Below are 18,454 nucleotides of genomic sequence, written 5' to 3' on the forward strand. Positions count from 1 at the left end.
ACCGGGGCGCCCAGGGTCAGAGGGGGGTGGCGACGTGGTCGGCGAACAGCAGCGGTTCCCGGGCCCGGGTGGCGTGCGCATCGATGCCGCTGGGGTTCCCGTGGGCCACCCGCTCGGCGGTCTGCACGAGTGCGAAGCGGCTCGCATCGTCCAGTGCTACCCCCGCATACGCCCGCACGGCCTCGACGATCGCGTTCGCGGCAGCCGCGCTGGCCCCCAGGCCCGCCTGAGGTGGGATTCCGCTGCGTACGACGATCTCGACATCCTCGGCCGGCAATCCGAAGAACGTCAGCGACTCGACCGCGGCGACGCCCACCGAGGCGAACTGCTGGGGTAACTCGGTCACCGGCAGGCTCGCGTCGCCCGTGCTCAGCCGGAGCGGACCGGGGCAGTGGTGTACCTCGGCAACTGTGCGCAGCGGGGTGATCGGCAGTGCGATGGCCGGGTGGCCATAGACGGCGGCGTGCTCACCGACCAGGATCGCCTTGGCGTGCGCCGAGCCCGTGGGCAGGACGGCGGGTGGGGGCATCCAACGGCTTTCGGCAAGGCGGACGTGAACGGAGACCATCCTAATGACTCAGCGGGCGCTGAAACCCCACTCGGGGAGCCGGGGACGAGCGATCTGCCACACATGGTCGAACCAGGCCGTGAACGGCTCCGCGGCGCGCAACCGGGCCAGGTCGTCCCCGGTGACGAAGACCACCTCGTCGACCTCGCCCGGCGCGGGCACGAGCGAGGCCGGGTCGACCCGCCCGGCGAATACGTGATTGTACTCGTGTTCGTACAAGCCGCTGGCGCTGTCATGTACGTGGTACCGGACGGTGCCCAGTTCCACCAGGTCGGTGACCGGGGCGCCGAGTTCGTCCTGATGGCGCCGCGCGACGGCGTCGGCCGGCGGTTCACCGGGGAAGGGGTGCCCGCAGGTGCTGTTGGTCAACATCAGGGGGGAGTGATACTTCACCGCGGCCCGCCGCTGCAGCAGCAGCCGGCCGTCGTCGTCGAAAGCGAACAACGAGAACGCGCGGTGCAGCGTGCCGGGTTCGCGGTGGACCTCGAGCTTCTCCGCCACCCCGATCGCCCGGCCGTCCTCGCTGACCGTCTCCACGAAAATCCTCTCGTCGCCTGCCATCCGTACCACCTTTGCTGTCCAGGTCATCCGGCTGTGATGACTGATCCACTTTACCCGGCGGGCACACGCATCAGATGTAGCGCTGCACACGCGTGGGGCCGGACGAGGTGCTCCTGGTGTCCGCCGAATATTCGGTTGTCCGGGAGCACCTCTCGTGGTGGAGTCATGCCTTGTGTCCTCCCGATCGCCCCGACAGATCCGCGCGAACGGCCGCGAAGCCCTGTCTCTGACCACGACGTTGCTGCAGCGGGCCCGCCTGCAGGATCCCCGGGCGGGGGTGTGGGAAGCGGCCGATGTGCAGTGGTCCTGGCGGTTGCCGCGTAGTTCCGACGGAGTCGACACACTCTTCTGGGTCGACGATGACGGACCGGTCGCCGGGGTGTGGCTCACCAGTGACAACCCCGGCTGGCAATGCGATCCGATCCTCGTCCCGGGGGCCTTCGGCCTCGAGCCCGCTGACGTGTGGCACCGGGCACTCCAACACGCCGGCGAGCATGCGGGGGAGGGGTTCGAGGTCCCGGTGGGTGACCACGACCCGGTTTTCGCCGCCCTCGCCAGACAGTCCGGGCTGATAGCCGGAGAGGGGGACGGGACCGCGTGGATGGAGGCCTCCGCGCGGCCGCAGGTTCCTGGGCTTCCGGAGGGCTTTGTGCTGGTCGATCGCACGCAACGGCGCGGCACTCCGCATCCGATGCGCCACCGGAACGGCGACGACGTCGAGACCCGACTGGGGGAGTGCTCGCTGTATGACCCGACGCTCGATCTGGCGGTGGAGACCGATGACGGCCGTCCGGCCGGGTACTCGTTGTACTGGTTCGACCCGCTCACCAGGGTGGGTTTGGTGGAACCGGTACGCGTCGAGGCCGAGTTCGCCCGGCGTGGGCTCGCCAGGGCGATGGTGGGCACCGGTATCGATCGCCTGGCCAGGGCCGGGGCACGGCGGGTGAAGGTCTCCTATGAGTCCGGCGCCGCAGCCGCGCTCTACCACGGCCTCGGTTTCCGGCAGGCGTCCACGACGACGTGGTACCGAAACGCCGGTACGAGGCAGCAAGGCTCCCTCGTGACCGAACTCCGCTAGCGCAGCCGGGTGAGCTTGTCCGGGTTGCCCAGGACATAGGCCCTGGTGACCACACCGTCACCGATGTCGATTCTGAAGACGCGCTCCACGCCGTCGGAGATCAGTCGGAACGCCGGACATCCGTTGACGCCGATGAGGACGGATCGGCTCGGTGGTGTCCTGGTTGTCACGCCCACCAGGAACCGGACCACACGATCGGGGCCGTAGATCGGGCGCAGCGCGGCGCGTGTTCTGCCGCCGGCGTCGCTGAGCAGCACCACATCGGGGGAGACCAGCGACATCGCCTCGCTCACGTCGCCGGCCATGATCGCCGTGCCGAGCCGATTCAGGAGGCTCCGGTGCCGGTCGAGGTCGGCCTCCTGGGGGAGGGGACCGAGTTTGGCCCCGGCGCGGTGACCGAGTTGGCGGCAACTGGTCGGGGTGCGGCCCAACATCGGGGCGATCTCGGTGTAGGGGTAGTCGAAGGCGTGGCGCAGCACGTACACCGCGCGTTCCTCCGGACCCAGCCGGTCCATGAGGTGCAACAGGGCGAAGTCCAGGCTCTGGCGCTGCTCCGCGCTCTCATGCGGCAGCAGCGCGGTGTCGATCGGTTCCGGTAGCCAGGAGCCCACGTAGTCCTCCCGGCGACGTTGCATGGTGCGCAGCCGATCCAGACTCAGCCGGGTGGCCACGGTGGTCAGCCATGCCTGGACCTCGCGCACGTGCTCCGGGCGTCGGGTCTGCCAACGGATCCAGGCCTCGGCCGCGACGTCCTCGGCATCGGCCCAGCTGCCGAGGATCCGGTAGGCCACGCCGAGCATCCGCCCATTGAGCCGCTCGAACTCCTCCTTGGTCAGTCCGAGCGGCTCGGCCGGGGCCGAGGTCACAGATCCTGCGCCTCCATACCTGTGGCGATCGCGATCCGGTTCCATACGTTGATGGTCGCGATCGCGATGATGAGATGTCCAGTGCCTTTCTCCCCCCAGCGCCGCACCGCCTCGTCCCAGACCGCATCACTGACTCCGTGTTCGCCGAGTCTGGTGACCTCATCGGTCAGGGCGAGCGCGGCTTCCTCGGCGGGGGACCACAGGTCCAGCCCGCTCCATCCGGCCTCCAACGCGGCGATGCGCTCATCGGACTCACCGAGTTTGCGGGCGTCGCGGGTGTGCATGGCCAGGCAGTAACTGCACCCGTTGATGGCCGAGGCCCTGATCTTGACCAGTTCGTAGGTGCGCTTGTCATTGACCTTGCGGGCGTAACTCTCCAGCGCCAGCACGGGGGCGTAGGCGAGCGGAATGACCTTCTGTAGGTGCATGCGGGGCATCGTGTCCTCCTGGCATTCGGGATCGGGTGTCATCCCAGAGGACGCCTGCGCCGCCGCGAGTGTGACACCGGATTCGCACCCCCGGTCACCGATACCGTTCGCGCTCCTTGGCTCAGGCGGCGTCGAGAAGCGCGATCTCCTCGGCGGTCAGCGCCAGATCCGCCGCAGCGGCGGAGTCGGCGATCGAGGCTGGGCGCTTCGCCCCAGGAATCGGGATGACCACCTCGCTCTGGGCGAGTTCCCAGGCGAGGGCCACCTGCTGCGGGCTCACTCCGCGGTCCTGCGCCACCTGCGCGAATGCCGGGTGCTTCGCCGCCAGTTCCTTGGCATCGGTCAGCCCACCGAGGGGACTCCAGGCCAGGAACGCCAGGCCGAGTTCGGCGCAGACAGCGACCTCGGGCAGGCTGCTGCGGAACTTCGGGCTGAACTGGTTCTGCACACTCACCAGAGAGTCACCGAGGACGGCGTGCGCGGACCGAATCTGGGCTGGGTCGACGTTGGACAGACCGACCATGCGGACCTTACCGGTGTCGACGATCTCCTTCAGGATCCCGATCGTCTCGTCATAGTCACGGGCCGAATCAGGACGGTGGTGCTGCCAGAGCCAAATCTGGTCAACGCCGAGCCGGGACAGGCTCGCGTCGACCGCGGCGTGCAGGTGTTCCGGTGAACTGTCCTGGGACCAGGAACCGCCGTCGCCGCGCACACTGCCGCCTTTGGTGGCCAGGTACACCTGGTCCCGGACCCCGAGTTCGTCGAGCAGTCCAGCGACCAGTTTCTCGTTCTCGCCCTGTGCCGCCGCACCCAGCTGCTCACCGGGCCCGTAGGCATCGGCAGTGTCGAACAGTGTCACTCCGGCAGCGAGTGCGGTCCGGATCGTCTCGGCGAGTTGCTCCCGTGGCTGCTCGCCGGTCTGGTCGAAGGTCATCAGGCCCAGGCCGATCGCACCGACCTCGACGCGCCCGACTGTGCCGTTACCGATTGTTCGTTGCTTCATGGCGTTCACTCTACGGTGACATCCAGAGCCGGTGAAGGACCCGACGGAAGTGGTGCGGTGCGGGTCGCTCAGACTCTCGCTAAGTGAGGGGTTGCCACGTAGGCTCGCACGTATGGAGTTGTCCCCGGCGTGGCAGTCCGGCGCCGCGGACTCACCGCCGCCGGTCCTGCACTGTTCGTAGGAACCGGTGGACTCCGTCGATCGCGACCTCCGGGTCTGCCGGGTGCTGGATGCCCCGGAGACGCTGAAGAACTCATCGGCCGACGTGATTGACGGGAGGCCGGGCGAGACTCCCGGCCCCGGGAACGGAGGATCGCGATGGTCGTCGACGAGGGCATAGTGCGCAAGGACGTCCAGGAGTGGACGGGGCTTGTGGTCACCGGGGCGTGGGTGACGCTGGCCAGCGTGGTGCTGATCGTGGTGCAGATCGCGATCTACCTCGTCTGGCCGCCGCCAGAGACTACGGTGCAGTACTTCGAGGTGCTCCTGAACAACCCGTTCCGGGGCGTGATCGCTCTGGACGTGCTCTACATCGTGAGCAACCTCCTGGCGTTCCTGCTGTACTTCGCCCTTGCCGTCGTTCTATGGCGAGTCAGCCGGTCCGCGGTGGTGGTGGCACTCTCCTTCGGCGTGCTCGGTATGGCCGCGTACATGGCCTCGCCACGAGCAGTGGAGATGCTGAGGCTCGCCCAAGCCTACGGCGAGGCCGACGCCGCCGAGCGGGTCGCACTCGTCGCCACCGGCGACGGGATGCTCGCGACGTGGATGGGCACGGCGTTCGACATCTACTACTTCTTCAACCTGGTCACGCTACTCATCCTGGCCGTCCTGATGTACCGCAGCACGGTGTTCAGCCGCGCCACCGCGCTCTGGGGCCTCGTTGCGGCGGTACTCATGGCGGTCCCGTCGAATTTCGGCACAGTCGGCCTCGTCTTCGCGTTGGCATCGCTCGTGCCGTGGTCGGTGTTCGCCGTGCTCGTGGCGCGCCGGCTGCTGCAACTAGCGACTGGGCCTGGGCCTGGGCCTGGGCCAGGGCGGTAGTCCTGCGATGTTCGGTGACGCACGACGAGTCCCGATAGCCGATAATGCACATTATGTCATTCCACCTGGAGGGGTGCACACCTGCGTGCGCGTCGCCACTGTCCGGTCTCACTCAACCTGTCCTCTGTCGCAGTAGACATGTCCTCTTACGGATCGTATAATCAGTCTGACTAGAACTATCCAACGCGAGGCGGAACCATGCCTGCTCGGCTGCGCTCCCTCCCGGCGAACGTCACTGACACGACGCTGGCCCTGTGGTCCTCCGACGAGGCCGCCGACTGGCAGACACAGTCGGTGGGCCCTGACCTTGCGGGCGTCCGCCTTGAGCGCGCCCGGCCTGCTCGTGAGTTCGTGTCCTGGCCGGGCAAGCGGAACTACGAGGGCTTGTGGTGGTCCTCCACGACCAGGGCGCACATCGGGTTCGAGAGCCTCCTGGAGCGTGACGCGCTCCTGTGGCTCGACTGGGACACCGACGCCGTCGCGCGTATCAGCAGCCAGCCGCTGGCGTTCCTGTGGCCGAAGGGCACGCCTGGTCACAAGTCGCACGTCCCGGACTACTTTGTCCGGCTCGCCGACGGCGACGGCAAGCTCGTGGACGTCCGCTCTGAGGCTCACCAGTCCAAGAAGGCGCTCGCTCAGTTCGCTCTGACCCGCGAGGTGTGCAACCTGGTGGGCTGGCAGTACGAGGTCTGGCCCGCCCTGCCCGCTGGGATGGCCGAGTCGTTGCGGTGGCTCGCCGGGTACCGGCAGGACCGGTGTGCCCCCTCCCCTGAGACGCACGACCGGATCCTGGCAGCGTTCGCGGACGGGGCCAGGCTCGGCGACGGCGTGGAGCAGGTGGTGCGGTTCGCTGCCGTCCCGGCCGAGATCGTGCTGGCGAACGTGTACCACCTGTTGTGGGACCGGACGTTGACCGTTGACCTGACGCGGCCGTTGTCGATGAGCACGAAGGCCGTGGTGTCGTGAAGTCGGTTCGGTTGTGGGATTTCATCCAGTTCGACGGTGACTCGTGGCAGGTCGTCGCCCAGGACGGGCCGACGTTGGCGTTGAAGTCGTTGACGACTGGCCGGATCCGCAAGGTCGCGGTCGGCGTTCTCCTGGATGACGACTCCTACCTGCATGATTCCCCCGCTTCTCTGCCGGACATGACTGGGTTGTCCGTGTACGAGACGCTCGAGCCTGCTGCTGCGGCCCGGGTGAGGTTCCTGCACGGGCACGTGCACGAACTGCTGTACGGGGCCCAGCTCCCGGACCACGACGGGGCTGGACCAGACGACGTGCCAGATGCGCAGCCACGTGCGGAGTACGACCCTGGGGTGCCGTTCATGGAGCGCGTCCGCGTGAAGGTGGCTGAGCTCGCCAATCTCGGCTCCCCTATGACGGAACGGACCCTGCGGCGGCACGTGTACGCGTACCGAGACAAGGGCGTCGCCGGCCTCGTGGATGGCCGATCCACCCGGGCGTCCGGGACGACCGGGCGCGTGGACCGCGCGTCGTGTCTCTCATTGAAGCCGAGCTGCACGGCCAGACGGACAAGTCCACGGGCACCCGTGGCCGGGTCATCCACAACGTCACCCTCGCAGCGAAGCAGCAGGGCCTGCCGATCCCTTCACGCGCGACCATGTACCGGACCGTCGGGGTGCTCGAAGGGAACCGGCACCCGTTCGGGGACGCGACCACTCGCCGGTCCCTCGCGAACAGGCCAGACCGCACATTCGGGCGGCGCGCACCGTCTCGGCCCGGTGAGCTCATGGAGATCGACTCCACCCCGCTCGACCTGATGGTCCTCTACCCCGACGGGACGACCGGCCGGCCCGACCTGACGATCCTGTTCGACATCGCCACCCGCACCCTGTCCGCGACGATGCTGCGTGCTGACGCGACGAAGTCCGTGGACGTGGCCGCGTTCCTGCTCGCGAAGGCGCTCACCCCGTTGCCGATGCAACCCGGGTGGGACGCGTCGTTGGCGTTCTCCCGCAGCATCCTCGCCGCCGGGTGTCCTTATGGAGGCTGACGAGCTGACGGAGAAGATCGCTGCCCGGCCCATCATCCAGCCGGAGTCGATCACGATCGACCGGGGCAAGGTGTACGTGGGGCGCACGTTCACGGCCGCCTGCGAACGGCTGCAGATTTCCGTGGTGAAGTCCGCACCCCGCACACCGACAGACAAGCCTCACATCGAACGGTTGTTCTCCGCGGTCAACACGTTGTTCGTCCAGTACCTGACGGGCTACACCGGACGGTCCGTCACCCGCCGCGGGAAAGACCCTGCAGCGGAGGCTGTCTGGCCGTTGCAGGAGGTGCAGAACCTACTCGACCAGTGGGTCGTCGCGGAGTGGCAGAACCGACCGCACCCTGGCCTGCGTCACCCTGCCATGCCGCAGAAGGACCTGACCCCGAACGAGATGTACGCCGCCCTGGCAGGGGTCGCACCACCGGTCCACGTCGCGTTCGAGGCGGCGGACTACCTGGAGCTGCTCCCGGTCTCGTGGCGGGGCGTGCAACCGTACGGGATCAACTTCGCCGGGCTCCGGTACGACTCCCCCGACCTGCACCACCTGCGCGGACGCAAGTCCGGGCTCAAAGGCGCGGCCGCAGGCAAGTGGGAGGTGAGGTACGACCCTGGCCGGCTGAACACGATCTGGGTGCGTGACCACATCGCCGGAACCTGGATCGAGGTGCCGTGGACGCTCGCGAACCAGGCCCCGCCGTTCTCCCTCGACGTGCTGAAGGTGGCCCGCTCCGGGCTGGACGAGCGCGACACGAACAACCCGGTGAAGATCCTCGAAGCCGTCTACCGCATCCAGACACTCGACCAGGGCCTGACTGCCAAGGAACAGCGGGCTGCACGCCGCTCCGCGCTGGGCCACCCACTCTTGCCCGACGAACACGTCACGGAAGACGAGCAGCCCGGCGACGAGGCCGGAGCGGACGACAAGCACTCCCCTCCCCCGCCCGACACGGAGGGACCCGACAACCCGGCGCCACGCAAGCGTCGCACCCGACGGTTGAACTAGGAGACACGCATGGCGATCCCCGACACCCTGACCGCGTGGCGTGAGTACGTGGCCGACGCACCCGTCGAACCTGACACCCTCACCCCCGCCACCCTCGGACGCCTGTCACCGCAGGAGAAGACCGCCCATGACGAGGCGAGGGTCGCGTTCCTCGACGGGAACATCGTCCTGTCCACCCCAGACACCGACGCGATCGACCTGAACGCTCGCTTGCTCGTCGGGTCCCTCGCGTCGAAGAAGTTCACCGCACGGCCCGGCCTGGCCGTGTCCGGGCAGTCCACCCTCGGCAAGTCCACCGCGACCATGTGGGTCGCGAAGCAGCACGAACAACGGATGCGCGAGAAGACCGGACGGGGGGACGACCCCGAGTACGCACCAGTCGTGTACGTGCCCACCCCCGCCGGGACGACCACGAAGGGGATGATGACCGCGTTCTGCCAGTGGCTCGGCCTGCCCATCCACCGGCAGGCGACCGCACAGGACCTGACCGAACAGGTCGTGACCGTGCTCCGCACGATGGGCACGTCCATGGTCCTGCTCGATGAGATCCACAACTTGAAGACCCGCTCCAGCACCGGCGCGGACGCCGCGTCCGCACTGAAGGGGTTCGCTGAACGGCTCGACGCCGTTTTCGTGTACACCGGGATCGACCTGCCGTCCTCCGACCTGTTCACCGGCACCATCGGTGCCCAGCTCGCCGGGCGGGTCACCATGTACGAGATGCAGTCTTTCGGGGCGTCCACTCAGCAGCAAAGGGACGACTGGGCCGACCTGGTCGCCGCCATCGAAGACCTCATCCCCCTCGCGAAGCACAAGACCGGCACGCTCGAGGGCCTGGCCGGGTACCTGTTCGACAGGACCGGCGGGTCCATCGGGTCACTGCGTCTCCTCGTGTCCAAGGCAGCCCAGCTCGCCATGGACGACGGGACCGAGAAGGTCGACCGGGCCAAGCTCGACAGGGTCCGCATCGACCAGAACGCCGAAGGCCAGCTCCGCGCGACCACGACCACGCCCCCACGTTCTGGACGCGCAAAGCTGAAACGCGCCCAATGACCTTGACCCCGCTACCGGTCCCGACCCGTGTGTACGGCGGGGAGGGCGTGGACACGTACGCGCGACGCGCGGCGACCCGCAACGGCACGCAGGCACGGTGGATCGACAAGATGCTCTGGGAGACCGGGACCGCCCGGACGCTCTCACCCCACCACCCGGCACGCCTGCAGGCGTGGCGTGAACTCGGCGGGCTGCACGAGTCCGCGTTCACGACCCCGGACACCATCAACGGGGAATGGGTGACCGACCGGGACCTGTGCATCCAGTGCACGCGCGGCAACCCGGCGCACGGCCAGCTCCCCCGGGTGGGTCTCGTGTGCGTCCGTCACCGTCGCTGGCTCGGCGCACCAGGACAACCACGTCTCCACGCCCACCCAGAGCTGCTCACCGCGGAACGGCACTACCGGGCCCGGCTCGCGACTAGGGACGTCATGTTCGATTCACCACCCATGCTCGTCGGCGCCGAGTGCGCCCGGGTCGCCCTCTCCCCCAGCACCATCACTGCCCGACAGGACCGGGCCGGGCTGTCCCTGGACGCGGTCATCTACCCCGAACACGTCGCGTTCGCCCGCCTCGTCACCAGTCCCGGCCTGCTCACCTGGGTCACCGACCCGGGTACGGACCCCGCAGCCGTGCGGCGCCTCCTCGACGCTCGCGCTCGTCACGTCGTCCCCGAAGAAGGGAACAACGAGCCATGGCGCGCGTCCACCCGCTTGCAGACCATCCTGTTCCGCGTCCGCTCCTTCGCCCGCAACGCACCCCCAGGCGCCCCGGTCACTGATCCGTGGGGTCTGCTCCGCCACACAACCCTTGACACAGGCCCCGCGACCGACGGTCAGGCCCAGCGTTTGTGCGTCACGGCCGGGGCATCAACGACAGTCCCGACCAAGGACGCCCGCAACGCCGCCAGTTTGGGTGTCTCCACCGCGTAGTAGTCCCCACGTTCCCGGGCGTCCCCGAACCTGCCTCGGATCTCCCACAGGCCGAGCACAAACCCTGTCGGGATCATGTGCGGACCCAGGCGAGGGCCTGCGACAGCGAGCAGAAACGCCGGATGGTCCTCCGACGCCGTCCGGAAGGACGCAGTCACATCCGGGCCGAGCTGGGTACGCAACCGGGCGAACTGATTCACCGGCGGGGACCCCAGCATCTCCTCGACCGACCCCAACCCGTCCGGTCGCTGCACCTGAAACACCAGGATCCGAGTCCAGTCTGGCAGGACACCACGACGCGCTAGCACGACCCGATCCAGGGTGTTCCCCGAGTAGCGGAACCCAGGACGGCCACGAAACGCCAGCCCCTCCAATGCGTCGATCCCCTCGACCTCCGCGACCAAGCCTTCACCCAACGCCTCAGCGTCGGTCCCCCACGTGCCGTGGTCGGAGATCACATGAACTGTCGGCGGCTCACCGCGGTTCCACAGTTCCTGCACCCGCTCGTACGTGCCCGGGTTCGTGACCCGGAAGTCCTCCCCCGACGCAAGCCAAGACGAGTCCAGCACAGCGGGGACCGGACGGGCCGCCAACGCCGGGTGCGCGCCCACATGCAACATCCCCGGGATCGACGACGCCGAATCCGTGAGCGTGTACACGAGCCAGCGCGGATCAGGGACAACCACCACACCAGTTCACACGCAAACAGGATCCGGGACCAGCCGACTCGCCGTGCGCAGCCCCTACATTGCGGAGCCCGCCGGGTGCTCCGGTGGGACCGGGGCCTCATCCTCACGGAAGATGGCGGCCTGGGCTGCCAGGTAGGGGCGAAGGTCGATGATGGTTGCCCCATCCCCACCCGACAGTGCGGGCAGCTCACCTAGATCGCGGTCATTGGCCTGGGCGAGCCGGTGCGTGTGGTCTGCGACGAGCTGGACGAGGGTGCGAGCATCCTCCGGCGTCACCTCAATGCGAATGGCACCGTTCTCGGACTCAGCTTCGATCGCGTCCAGGTCTGCGACGAGGCGGTCGATCACATCAGCATCCAGGTTGCCGTCTCGCGCCGCCTCTAGGTACCGCGTGAGTGATGCGCTGTAGCGCTCAAAGCTGGGCGGGACCTCCACCGCGACCGCTGGACGGTGTGGTGACTTCCTGCGTTTCGCCCAGTACGCCACTCCTCCCGCCGCGGCCACTAAGGTGACGACCCCAACGCCGATGACGACGAGCCTCTGATCCTTCACCGCGGCGGACAGCCTCTCGGCCAGCTCCTGAGGAGCATCCTCAGGGACCCTCTCCTTGAGATGCTTCACGATCTGCCCACCGTGGTCGCGCACCACGCCACCCCACCGGACAAGCTCCCCTGACGCCAGCCGGTCCGCGATGTCTGTCGGAATGTCGAACTGGGGTTGGATCGTCGGCATCGGCCCTCCTGATGGATCCGGGGTCGGCCTCAGCTCAGCTGGCGAGGCTGACGCTGATGCTACTGCCCTCGCCGTATGCCAAGCGGGCGCGTCCGGGACGGGCGGTTGATCCTAGGTCTGTCAGAGGGCCCGGCCACCATGTCACTGAGGAGACAGGTGCGCCGATTACTCCAGGTGTGCGCCAACGAAGCAGGTCGGCGTGGCCAGGCAAGAAGCCACTTGGACGGACGGATAGGGTCACAACGTGAACGATGGCGTAACGAGCACACAGACGAAGTCGATGTTTGACGCGCTCACCGTGGGGGCGACCGTCACCGGGCTCGCCGGTCCGCAGCCCGTGCAACTGATCGCGGTTGAACGCCTCACCGACGACTCCGCGAACGTGGCCTACCGCACGGATACGGGCATCGTGGAGAAGATCGTCTTCGCCGACAACCTGAACCACGTCCGGTCGGTCAGCGCGGGGCTGGCGTTCACGTTCGACGCTGACCCGAACGCGTTCCTCCTGGCAGCCGAGGCACGAAGGATGAGCCTTGCGCACCTGTTCGATCCCCTCGCTGCACTCGGCACCAGCGATGTGCAACCGTTGCCGCACCAGCTCCGTGCCGTCTACAAGACGATGCTGGACAAACAACCGTTGCGCTACGTCCTCGCGGACGACCCCGGTGCGGGCAAGACCGTCATGGCCGGCCTACTCATCAAAGAGCTTCTCCTGCGCGGCGACGCGGCGAACGTCATGGTCGTCGCCCCCGGTGTCCTGGCGGACCAGTGGGATGAGGAGATGCGGACCAAGTTTGGGCTTCAGTTCGAGGTCCTCACCCGGGACAAGGTCACCCACGAGGGAAACCCGTTCGCGAGGGGCGGGTTGTGGTTGGCCCGCCTGGATGTGCTCTCCCGGAACAGCGAGGGGATCCTGGACAAGGCGTGCGACGTGGACTGGGACCTGATCATCTTTGACGAGGCCCACAAGCTGTCCGCGTCCGTGTGGGGCACTGCGGTCAACAAGACCAAGCGGTACCAGATGGCGGAGGAACTGGGGAAGCACACCCGCAACTTGCTTCTCATGACTGCGACGCCGCACTCCGGCAAGGAGGACCAGTTCCAGTTGTTCATGGCACTGCTGGACTCCGACCGGTTCGAGGGAGTCGCCAGGGAGGGCACCCGCAAGGTAGACGTCTCCGACCTGATGCGACGACTCATCAAGGAAGACCTGCGCACCTTCGATGGGAAACGCCTCTTCCCGCGGCGATTCGCATCCACCGTCGAATATGAGTTGACGCAGCCGGAGAAGGACCTGTACACCGCAGTCACGGACTACGTGCGGGAAGAGATGAATCGGGTCGATGAGACCAACACCGACGGTCGCCGCCGCAACGCGGTCGGGTTCGCCCTCACCACGCTGCAACGTCGCCTCGCGTCCTCCCCGGCAGCGATCCACCGGTCCCTCGAACGTCGCCGCAACAGGCTGAAGTCCGAACTGGGGGAAGCCCGGCTCCGGCCCAAGACGATCAGCGACGACGTGGACATCCCGGACTGGGACGACCTGGAAGACCTCACGGACGAGGAGCAGCAGGCGCTCGAAGAACGTGCGGTCGCCGGCGCCACAGCATCCCGAACCCCGGAGGAGCTGGAGACTGAGATCGCCGTCCTGGACCAGCTCATCGTGAAGTCCACCACGGTGAAGACCTCGCCCACGTACGCCAAGTGGGACGCGCTGCGGGACACCCTCGACGACACCGAGGAGATGCGTGACGACACCGGGGCCCGCCGCAAGGTCATCATCTTCACCGAACACAAGGACACCCTCGATGACCTCGTGACCCGCCTGACCCAGTACCTAGGACGTGACGACGCCGTCGCCACGATCCACGGTGGGACCAGGCGGGAGGACCGGAAGAAGGCCAAGGAGACGTTCGAGCAGGACGAGCAGTGCATCTTCCTCATCGCGACCGACGCTGCAGGTGAGGGCGTGAACCTGCATCGCAACGCGCACCTGCTCATCAACTACGACCTGCCGTGGAACCCGAACCGGATCGAACAACGGTTCGGCCGGATCCACCGCATCGGTCAACCGAACCCCTGCTTCATGTGGTCCCTTGTCGCTCAGGACACCCGCGAGGGCGACGTGTACATCCGGCTCCTGGAGAAGATGGAGACCCAACGTGCAGCGCTCAACAACGACCGTGTCTACGACGTCCTCGGCCAGCTGTTCCAGGGCAACGCCCTGCGCGACCTCATGGTTGCCGCGATCCGGGAAGCGAACGGCCCCGAACGGCAACGCTACCTAGAGGAAGTCATTGACCCCAAGATCGCCGAAGGGATCCCCGAGCTGTTACAGGCGAACCAGCTCGTTCCTTCCAGCCTTGACCAGGGCGAGATCGACGAGATTCGGCGCGACATGGAACGCGCCGAGGCTGCTCGTCTGCAACCACACCACGTGGAAGCGTTCTTCCACCGGGCGTTCGCGGACGTCGGCGGACAACTGCGGATGCGGGAGAGCCACCGGTTCGAGATCCGAACCGTCCCTGCGGTGATCAAGGAACGAGACAGGATCACCGGCTACGGGCAACCCGTCGTGAACTCCTACCACCGCGTTGCGTTCGACCCGAAGTACGTGAAGGCTCCTGGGAACAACCACGTCGCCACGCTCCTGCACCCCGGTCACCCATTGCTGGCTGCAACCCTGAGCGTCACCACCGACCGGCACCACGACGCGCTCCGCCGCGGCGCGGTCCTAGTGGACCGGGCCGACCTCAACACTCAACCGTACGTCGTCTGCCTGCTCGAGCATGACGTCACCGACGGACGCACTGGACGTGACGGCCAACCGTGGGTGCTCTCCAGACGCGCCCAGTACGTACGGGTGGACCCGGACGGGACGATCAGCCCACTGGACGGCTCACCCATCCCGAACTACGACCCCACCAGTGACGACGAACGTGAAGCGGCGCAGCAGATCCTCACAGAGTCGTGGGCCAACGCGGCCGACTTGAACACCCGGGTCGTCCGCGAAGCGTCCGTCACGCTCGCCCGCCAGCACGCAGAGACGGTCACCCAGCGCACGATCGCCCAGGTGGATAAGACCGAACGACTCGTCCGGGACCGGCTCACCCGGGAGATCAACTACTGGGACCAGCGTGCGTTCGAGCTCGCGGAACGGGAACGCGCAGGCAAGAAGACTCGACTGCCTGCCTCTCAGATGCGTCAACGGGCCGAGGCTCTCTCCCGCCGGCTCGACCGGCGCCTGGCCGACCTCGACAAGGAACGTGACATCTCCGTCCGCCCACCCCGCGTGACCGGCGCCTGCCTCGTCATCACCCAAGGCTGGCTCGACGCCCAGGTCGACCCCGAAGCCGCAGAGCACCGCGCGAAAGAGACCATCCGTATCGAACGGCTCGCCGTCGACGCAGTCCTGCGGGTCGAGAACACCCTCCGTCACGACCCAACGGAAATGCCGCACAAAAACCCCGGGTACGACATCGAGTCCCAGACCCCGGACGGGTTGGACTTCATCGAGGTGAAGGGACGGGTCAGCGGTGGCACCACCTTCGTGTTGACTAGGCAGGAAGCCGTCACCGCGCTCAACAAGGGCGACAGATCCGTGCTCGCGCTCGTGCGCGTCGGTGACGACGACACGACCACCGTCCGATACCTCCGACACCCCATCACCCAACCCATCGACCCCCGAGCAGCCCGCGTCGAGTTCGACTGGGACCCATTCTGGAACGACGCCACAGAGATGAGCCAGCAGTGACCGACAGCACCCCTCGCAAGAGAAAACTCATCGAAGTCGCCCTACCGCTCGAGGAGATCAATGCCGCGTGCAAGGCCGACAAGGAGCGCGGCGTCGGCACTCTCCGCAACATCCACAAGTGGTTCGCCCCCATGCCTCTCCCCGCTTGGCGTGCGCTGCTGTTTGCCGCATTGGTCGATGACCCCGAGGACGACAACCAGCGCGTGTACCTGCTCGACCTGATCAAGCGGCTGGTGGCAAAACGGGCCGACCTTCCTGCCTCAGCGGACCTGGATGAAGCGAAGGCGCTCGTGGCCCGGGCCTACCCACAAGGGACCCCGACAGTATTCGACCCGTTCTGTGGTGGGGGTTCGACGCTCGTCGAGGCACAGCGGCTCGGGCTGGAGACGTTTGGTAGCGATCTGAACCCGATTCCGACGCTCATCTCGCGCACCCTCACCCAGTTGCTGCCCCCGGCCTACGGGCGTCAACCCCTTCATGGGGAGGCGCACACGGCCACGAAGGTGCGGGGGAAGTCCAGCGCCCCGGAGACCCTTGCGTTGGGCGACTCAACGACCGTGCGTCGAACCTATGTCGGTTACGAGGGCATCGTTCGCGACGTGTCGCACTACGCAGAGGAGGTGATGCTCGCTGCTTGGGATCGAGTCGCTCCGCACTACCCGATGGCGGCCGGAGAGAAGCCGCTCGCGTGGCTTTGGGCTCGTACGGCCACGTGCCCCAACCCCACATGCGGGGTTGAGACAGTCTTGACCACGTCCTGGTGGTTGTCCAAGAAGAAGGGTGACCTCGCATGGATCGAACCCTCAGTGGATGAGGGTGTCGTGGCCATTAAGGTCGTCAGTAATCAACGGTCTGGTGGCCCAACGGAGGCCACAAAGTCGGCGCGTGGCGCAACGTTCCGGTGCCTGGGATGCAGCAATCCTGTGAAGGACACGGACCTGGACAAGCAGGTACGTGCTGGTGGCCTCGGATTGCGCATGACGGCCGTGGTCGCGGAGGCAGCCGGCCGCCGCTACTACCGGGAACCGACGCAGGAGGAGGTAGTCGCCGCCCAGTCGGTAGACCTCTCAGGCGTTGACGTACCCGATTCAGTTCCTGCATCCGATGGGGGCAGCCGGAATCGGTTTGGTCTCGCCACACAAGCGGATCTCTACCTCCCACGCCAGATGCTCACCTTATCCGTGATGAGCGACCTCATCCGCAGCACGCGTTCGCGCGTCATGGACGACGGTGGAGACGAGCAGTGGGCCGACCTCATCACGACGATGCTCGGACTTGCTCTCGGAGGGCTGGCAATCACGGGCTCGACCCAGACGCGCTGGCGCGATCGCGTCACAGGCCCATCAAAGGCAGAGCCTGCGTTCGGGCGGAACGACCTACCCGTGACATGGGACTTTGCTGAGACCTTCTTCATGGGCGGCGCCGTCGGAGATTGGCTCAACATCGTGCGGCGCGTCACGGCAGCCACGAAGTACACCGCACATGGGGCCGGAATCGTCGTCCGTGCGGATGCCCGGACGAGCGCTCTCCCAAGTCCTGGCCTGGTGGCGACAGATCCCCCCTACTTCGACGCCATCGCGTACGCAGACCTGTCTGACTACTTTTACGTGTGGCACCGACGGGCGCTACGGGACATCCACCCAGACCTCTACCAGACGGTCGCAACGCCCAAGACGGGCGAGCTCACAGCCCTACCGAGCCAGCATGGGAGCAAGCGTGATGCTGCTCGCACGTACTTCATCGACGGGTTCACGGAAACCTTCGAGAACTTGAAGAAGTCTGCACACCCAGACCTCCCGATGCTCGTTGTGTATGCCTCGAAAGAACAAAAGGGAGGGCGCGACGAGGAAACCCGTTGGTCCTCCATCCTGACGGCCATGATGCGCGCAGACCTGGAGATCGTGGGCACCTGGCCTATCCATGGCACTGGCTCCACACGCATGATCGGACTCGGGGCTAATGCGGTTGCAAGCTACATCGTGATGGTCTGCCGCCCTCGCGACCTTGCCGCAAATACGTCGAGCGTGACCGATTTCAATCGGGCTCTCCGCCGTGAACTCGGTCCTGCCATCCGGGACCTCCAGGCGGCCTCGATCTTGCCCGTTGATCTTGCACAGGCGGCCATGGGACCAGGCATGCAGATCTTCTCGCGCTACCGCGCGGTGCTAGATCAGTCTGGTCGTGCGGTTCCGGTCGAGCAGGCCCTGCACCTGATCAACGCCGCGCTGTCCGAGGTTCTGGACGAGCAGGAGGGTGAGTTGGATCCTGAGTCACGCTTCGCCGTCCGCTGGTGGGAGTCGCACGCGTGGAGCAGCGCCTCGTTTGGGGAGGCGGACAAGACCGCTCGACCTTTGGGAATCAGCGTCGATGACGTGGTGCGGGCTCAGGTTGCTAGTAGTCATGCCAACCGGGTCCAGTTGAACGGCGATGGTGCGCTCGACCGAGCTTGGACGCCGGGCAGGGACAGTGCCCCGACTGCCTGGGAGGCTGTGCATCACTTGGCCGATCGTTTGATCGACGGTGGTGGCGAGTTGGAGGCAGCCAAGCTGATGGCCCGGCTCGGTCCGTTGCAGGACTCAACGATGGCGCTCACATACCGACTGCACGACATTGCGGCAAAGAAGGGCCGCACGGTCGATCAGGAGAGGTACAACGCCCTGATCAACTCATGGGCCGAGCTGGTGAGGCTCAGCGGCGACGGTGCCACGACGATGGAGGAGCTGTTCTGA

At 66.8% G+C, this 18,454-nt stretch carries 16 protein-coding genes; 9 read left to right on the top strand and 7 right to left on the bottom strand.

Annotated elements, in window-relative coordinates; genetic code table 11:
- Positions 1-16: 16 nt before the first annotated feature.
- Together ACRRRO_RS17795 and idi are read right to left on the bottom strand one after the other, a co-directional pair.
- Positions 17-529, bottom strand: coding sequence for a mevalonate kinase family protein (locus ACRRRO_RS17795; protein ID WP_434080664.1), 513 nt, complete (start codon positions 527-529; stop codon positions 17-19).
- A gap of 48 nt (positions 530-577) precedes the next feature.
- Entirely contained in the window at positions 578-1,129 is a 552-nt protein-coding gene (idi, locus tag ACRRRO_RS17800; RefSeq protein WP_424796177.1) for an isopentenyl-diphosphate Delta-isomerase, read from the bottom strand.
- Between the two features lie 172 nt (positions 1,130-1,301).
- Between idi and ACRRRO_RS17805 the strand changes: the two genes are divergently transcribed.
- Positions 1,302-2,207: a GNAT family N-acetyltransferase gene (locus ACRRRO_RS17805; protein WP_424796178.1), complete on the top strand. Its 906-nt coding sequence runs from the start codon at positions 1,302-1,304 to the stop codon at positions 2,205-2,207.
- Here the strand turns inward: ACRRRO_RS17805 and sigJ are convergent.
- The 3 genes from sigJ to ACRRRO_RS17820 form a co-directional block, all read right to left on the bottom strand.
- On the bottom strand, positions 2,204-3,073 hold the full coding sequence (sigJ, locus tag ACRRRO_RS17810; RefSeq protein WP_424796179.1) for an RNA polymerase sigma factor SigJ: 870 nt from the start codon (positions 3,071-3,073) through the stop codon (positions 2,204-2,206). The two genes, ACRRRO_RS17805 and sigJ, sit on opposite strands and share 4 nt — an antisense overlap.
- Positions 3,070-3,501: a carboxymuconolactone decarboxylase family protein gene (locus ACRRRO_RS17815; protein WP_424785929.1), complete on the bottom strand. Its 432-nt coding sequence runs from the start codon at positions 3,499-3,501 to the stop codon at positions 3,070-3,072. Before ACRRRO_RS17815 ends, sigJ begins: the two co-directional genes overlap by 4 nt.
- A gap of 121 nt (positions 3,502-3,622) precedes the next feature.
- On the bottom strand, positions 3,623-4,507 hold the full coding sequence (locus ACRRRO_RS17820; protein WP_424785928.1) for an aldo/keto reductase: 885 nt from the start codon (positions 4,505-4,507) through the stop codon (positions 3,623-3,625).
- Positions 4,508-4,825: 318 nt separating this feature from the next.
- Between ACRRRO_RS17820 and ACRRRO_RS17825 the strand changes: the two genes are divergently transcribed.
- The 6 genes from ACRRRO_RS17825 to ACRRRO_RS17850 all read left to right on the top strand — a co-directional run bounded on the left by ACRRRO_RS17825 (position 4,826) and on the right by ACRRRO_RS17850 (position 10,550).
- Entirely contained in the window at positions 4,826-5,548 is a 723-nt protein-coding gene (locus ACRRRO_RS17825) for a DUF4386 family protein (RefSeq protein ID WP_424796180.1), read from the top strand.
- A 198-nt stretch (positions 5,549-5,746) separates the two neighbouring features.
- Entirely contained in the window at positions 5,747-6,514 is a 768-nt protein-coding gene (locus ACRRRO_RS17830; RefSeq protein ID WP_434080665.1) for a TnsA-like heteromeric transposase endonuclease subunit, read from the top strand.
- Positions 6,515-7,043: 529 nt separating this feature from the next.
- The gene (locus tag ACRRRO_RS17835; protein WP_434080666.1) at positions 7,044-7,562 is read left to right on the top strand and encodes a hypothetical protein; all 519 of its coding nucleotides are present in this window, start codon (positions 7,044-7,046) and stop codon (positions 7,560-7,562) included.
- Positions 7,552-8,565, top strand: a complete 1,014-nt coding sequence (locus ACRRRO_RS17840) for a Mu transposase C-terminal domain-containing protein (protein ID WP_434080667.1) — start codon at positions 7,552-7,554, stop codon at positions 8,563-8,565. The genes ACRRRO_RS17835 and ACRRRO_RS17840 overlap by 11 nt, the downstream gene beginning before the upstream one ends.
- A gap of 9 nt (positions 8,566-8,574) precedes the next feature.
- Positions 8,575-9,618 (top strand): TniB family NTP-binding protein, encoded by a 1,044-nt coding sequence (locus ACRRRO_RS17845; RefSeq protein ID WP_424796183.1) that lies wholly within the window; start codon positions 8,575-8,577, stop codon positions 9,616-9,618.
- A 47-nt stretch (positions 9,619-9,665) separates the two neighbouring features.
- A complete protein-coding gene (locus ACRRRO_RS17850; protein WP_434080668.1) occupies positions 9,666-10,550 on the top strand; it encodes a hypothetical protein in 885 nt (294 codons plus the stop codon).
- On the opposite strand, the gene ACRRRO_RS17855 is transcribed toward ACRRRO_RS17850, so the two are convergent.
- Together ACRRRO_RS17855 and ACRRRO_RS17860 are read right to left on the bottom strand one after the other, a co-directional pair.
- Positions 10,454-11,209: a hypothetical protein gene (locus ACRRRO_RS17855; protein ID WP_434080669.1), complete on the bottom strand. Its 756-nt coding sequence runs from the start codon at positions 11,207-11,209 to the stop codon at positions 10,454-10,456. The genes ACRRRO_RS17850 and ACRRRO_RS17855 overlap by 97 nt on opposite strands.
- Before the next feature lie 84 nt (positions 11,210-11,293).
- A complete protein-coding gene (locus tag ACRRRO_RS17860) occupies positions 11,294-11,971 on the bottom strand; it encodes a hypothetical protein (RefSeq protein ID WP_424796186.1) in 678 nt (225 codons plus the stop codon).
- 280 nt (positions 11,972-12,251) lie between these two features.
- Here ACRRRO_RS17860 and ACRRRO_RS17865 point away from each other — a divergent pair, with 280 nt between their 5' ends.
- Together ACRRRO_RS17865 and ACRRRO_RS17870 are read left to right on the top strand one after the other, a co-directional pair.
- Positions 12,252-15,725, top strand: a complete 3,474-nt coding sequence (locus tag ACRRRO_RS17865) for a helicase-related protein (RefSeq protein ID WP_424796187.1) — start codon at positions 12,252-12,254, stop codon at positions 15,723-15,725.
- Positions 15,722-18,454: a DUF1156 domain-containing protein gene (locus ACRRRO_RS17870; protein ID WP_424796188.1), complete on the top strand. Its 2,733-nt coding sequence runs from the start codon at positions 15,722-15,724 to the stop codon at positions 18,452-18,454. The genes ACRRRO_RS17865 and ACRRRO_RS17870 overlap by 4 nt, the downstream gene beginning before the upstream one ends.

This window comes from Sanguibacter sp. Z1732 (assembly GCF_051020515.1).
Taxonomy (GTDB): domain Bacteria; phylum Actinomycetota; class Actinomycetes; order Actinomycetales; family Beutenbergiaceae; genus CALKWS01.

Excerpts from the sequence above, each read along its gene's own strand:
- ACRRRO_RS17815 (WP_424785929.1), bottom strand. The coding sequence starts at position 3,501 with ATGCACCTACAGAAGGTCATTCCGCTCGCCTACGCCCCCGTGCTGGCG.
- ACRRRO_RS17795 (WP_434080664.1), bottom strand. The coding sequence starts at position 529 with ATGCCCCCACCCGCCGTCCTGCCCACGGGCTCGGCGCACGCCAAGGCG.
- ACRRRO_RS17840 (WP_434080667.1), top strand. The coding sequence starts at position 7,552 with ATGGAGGCTGACGAGCTGACGGAGAAGATCGCTGCCCGGCCCATCATC.
- ACRRRO_RS17845 (WP_424796183.1), top strand. The coding sequence starts at position 8,575 with ATGGCGATCCCCGACACCCTGACCGCGTGGCGTGAGTACGTGGCCGAC.
- ACRRRO_RS17820 (WP_424785928.1), bottom strand. The coding sequence starts at position 4,507 with ATGAAGCAACGAACAATCGGTAACGGCACAGTCGGGCGCGTCGAGGTC.
- ACRRRO_RS17825 (WP_424796180.1), top strand. The coding sequence starts at position 4,826 with ATGGTCGTCGACGAGGGCATAGTGCGCAAGGACGTCCAGGAGTGGACG.
- idi (WP_424796177.1), bottom strand. The coding sequence starts at position 1,129 with ATGGCAGGCGACGAGAGGATTTTCGTGGAGACGGTCAGCGAGGACGGC.
- ACRRRO_RS17830 (WP_434080665.1), top strand. The coding sequence starts at position 5,747 with ATGCCTGCTCGGCTGCGCTCCCTCCCGGCGAACGTCACTGACACGACG.
- ACRRRO_RS17865 (WP_424796187.1), top strand. The coding sequence starts at position 12,252 with ATGTTTGACGCGCTCACCGTGGGGGCGACCGTCACCGGGCTCGCCGGT.
- ACRRRO_RS17860 (WP_424796186.1), bottom strand. The coding sequence starts at position 11,971 with ATGCCGACGATCCAACCCCAGTTCGACATTCCGACAGACATCGCGGAC.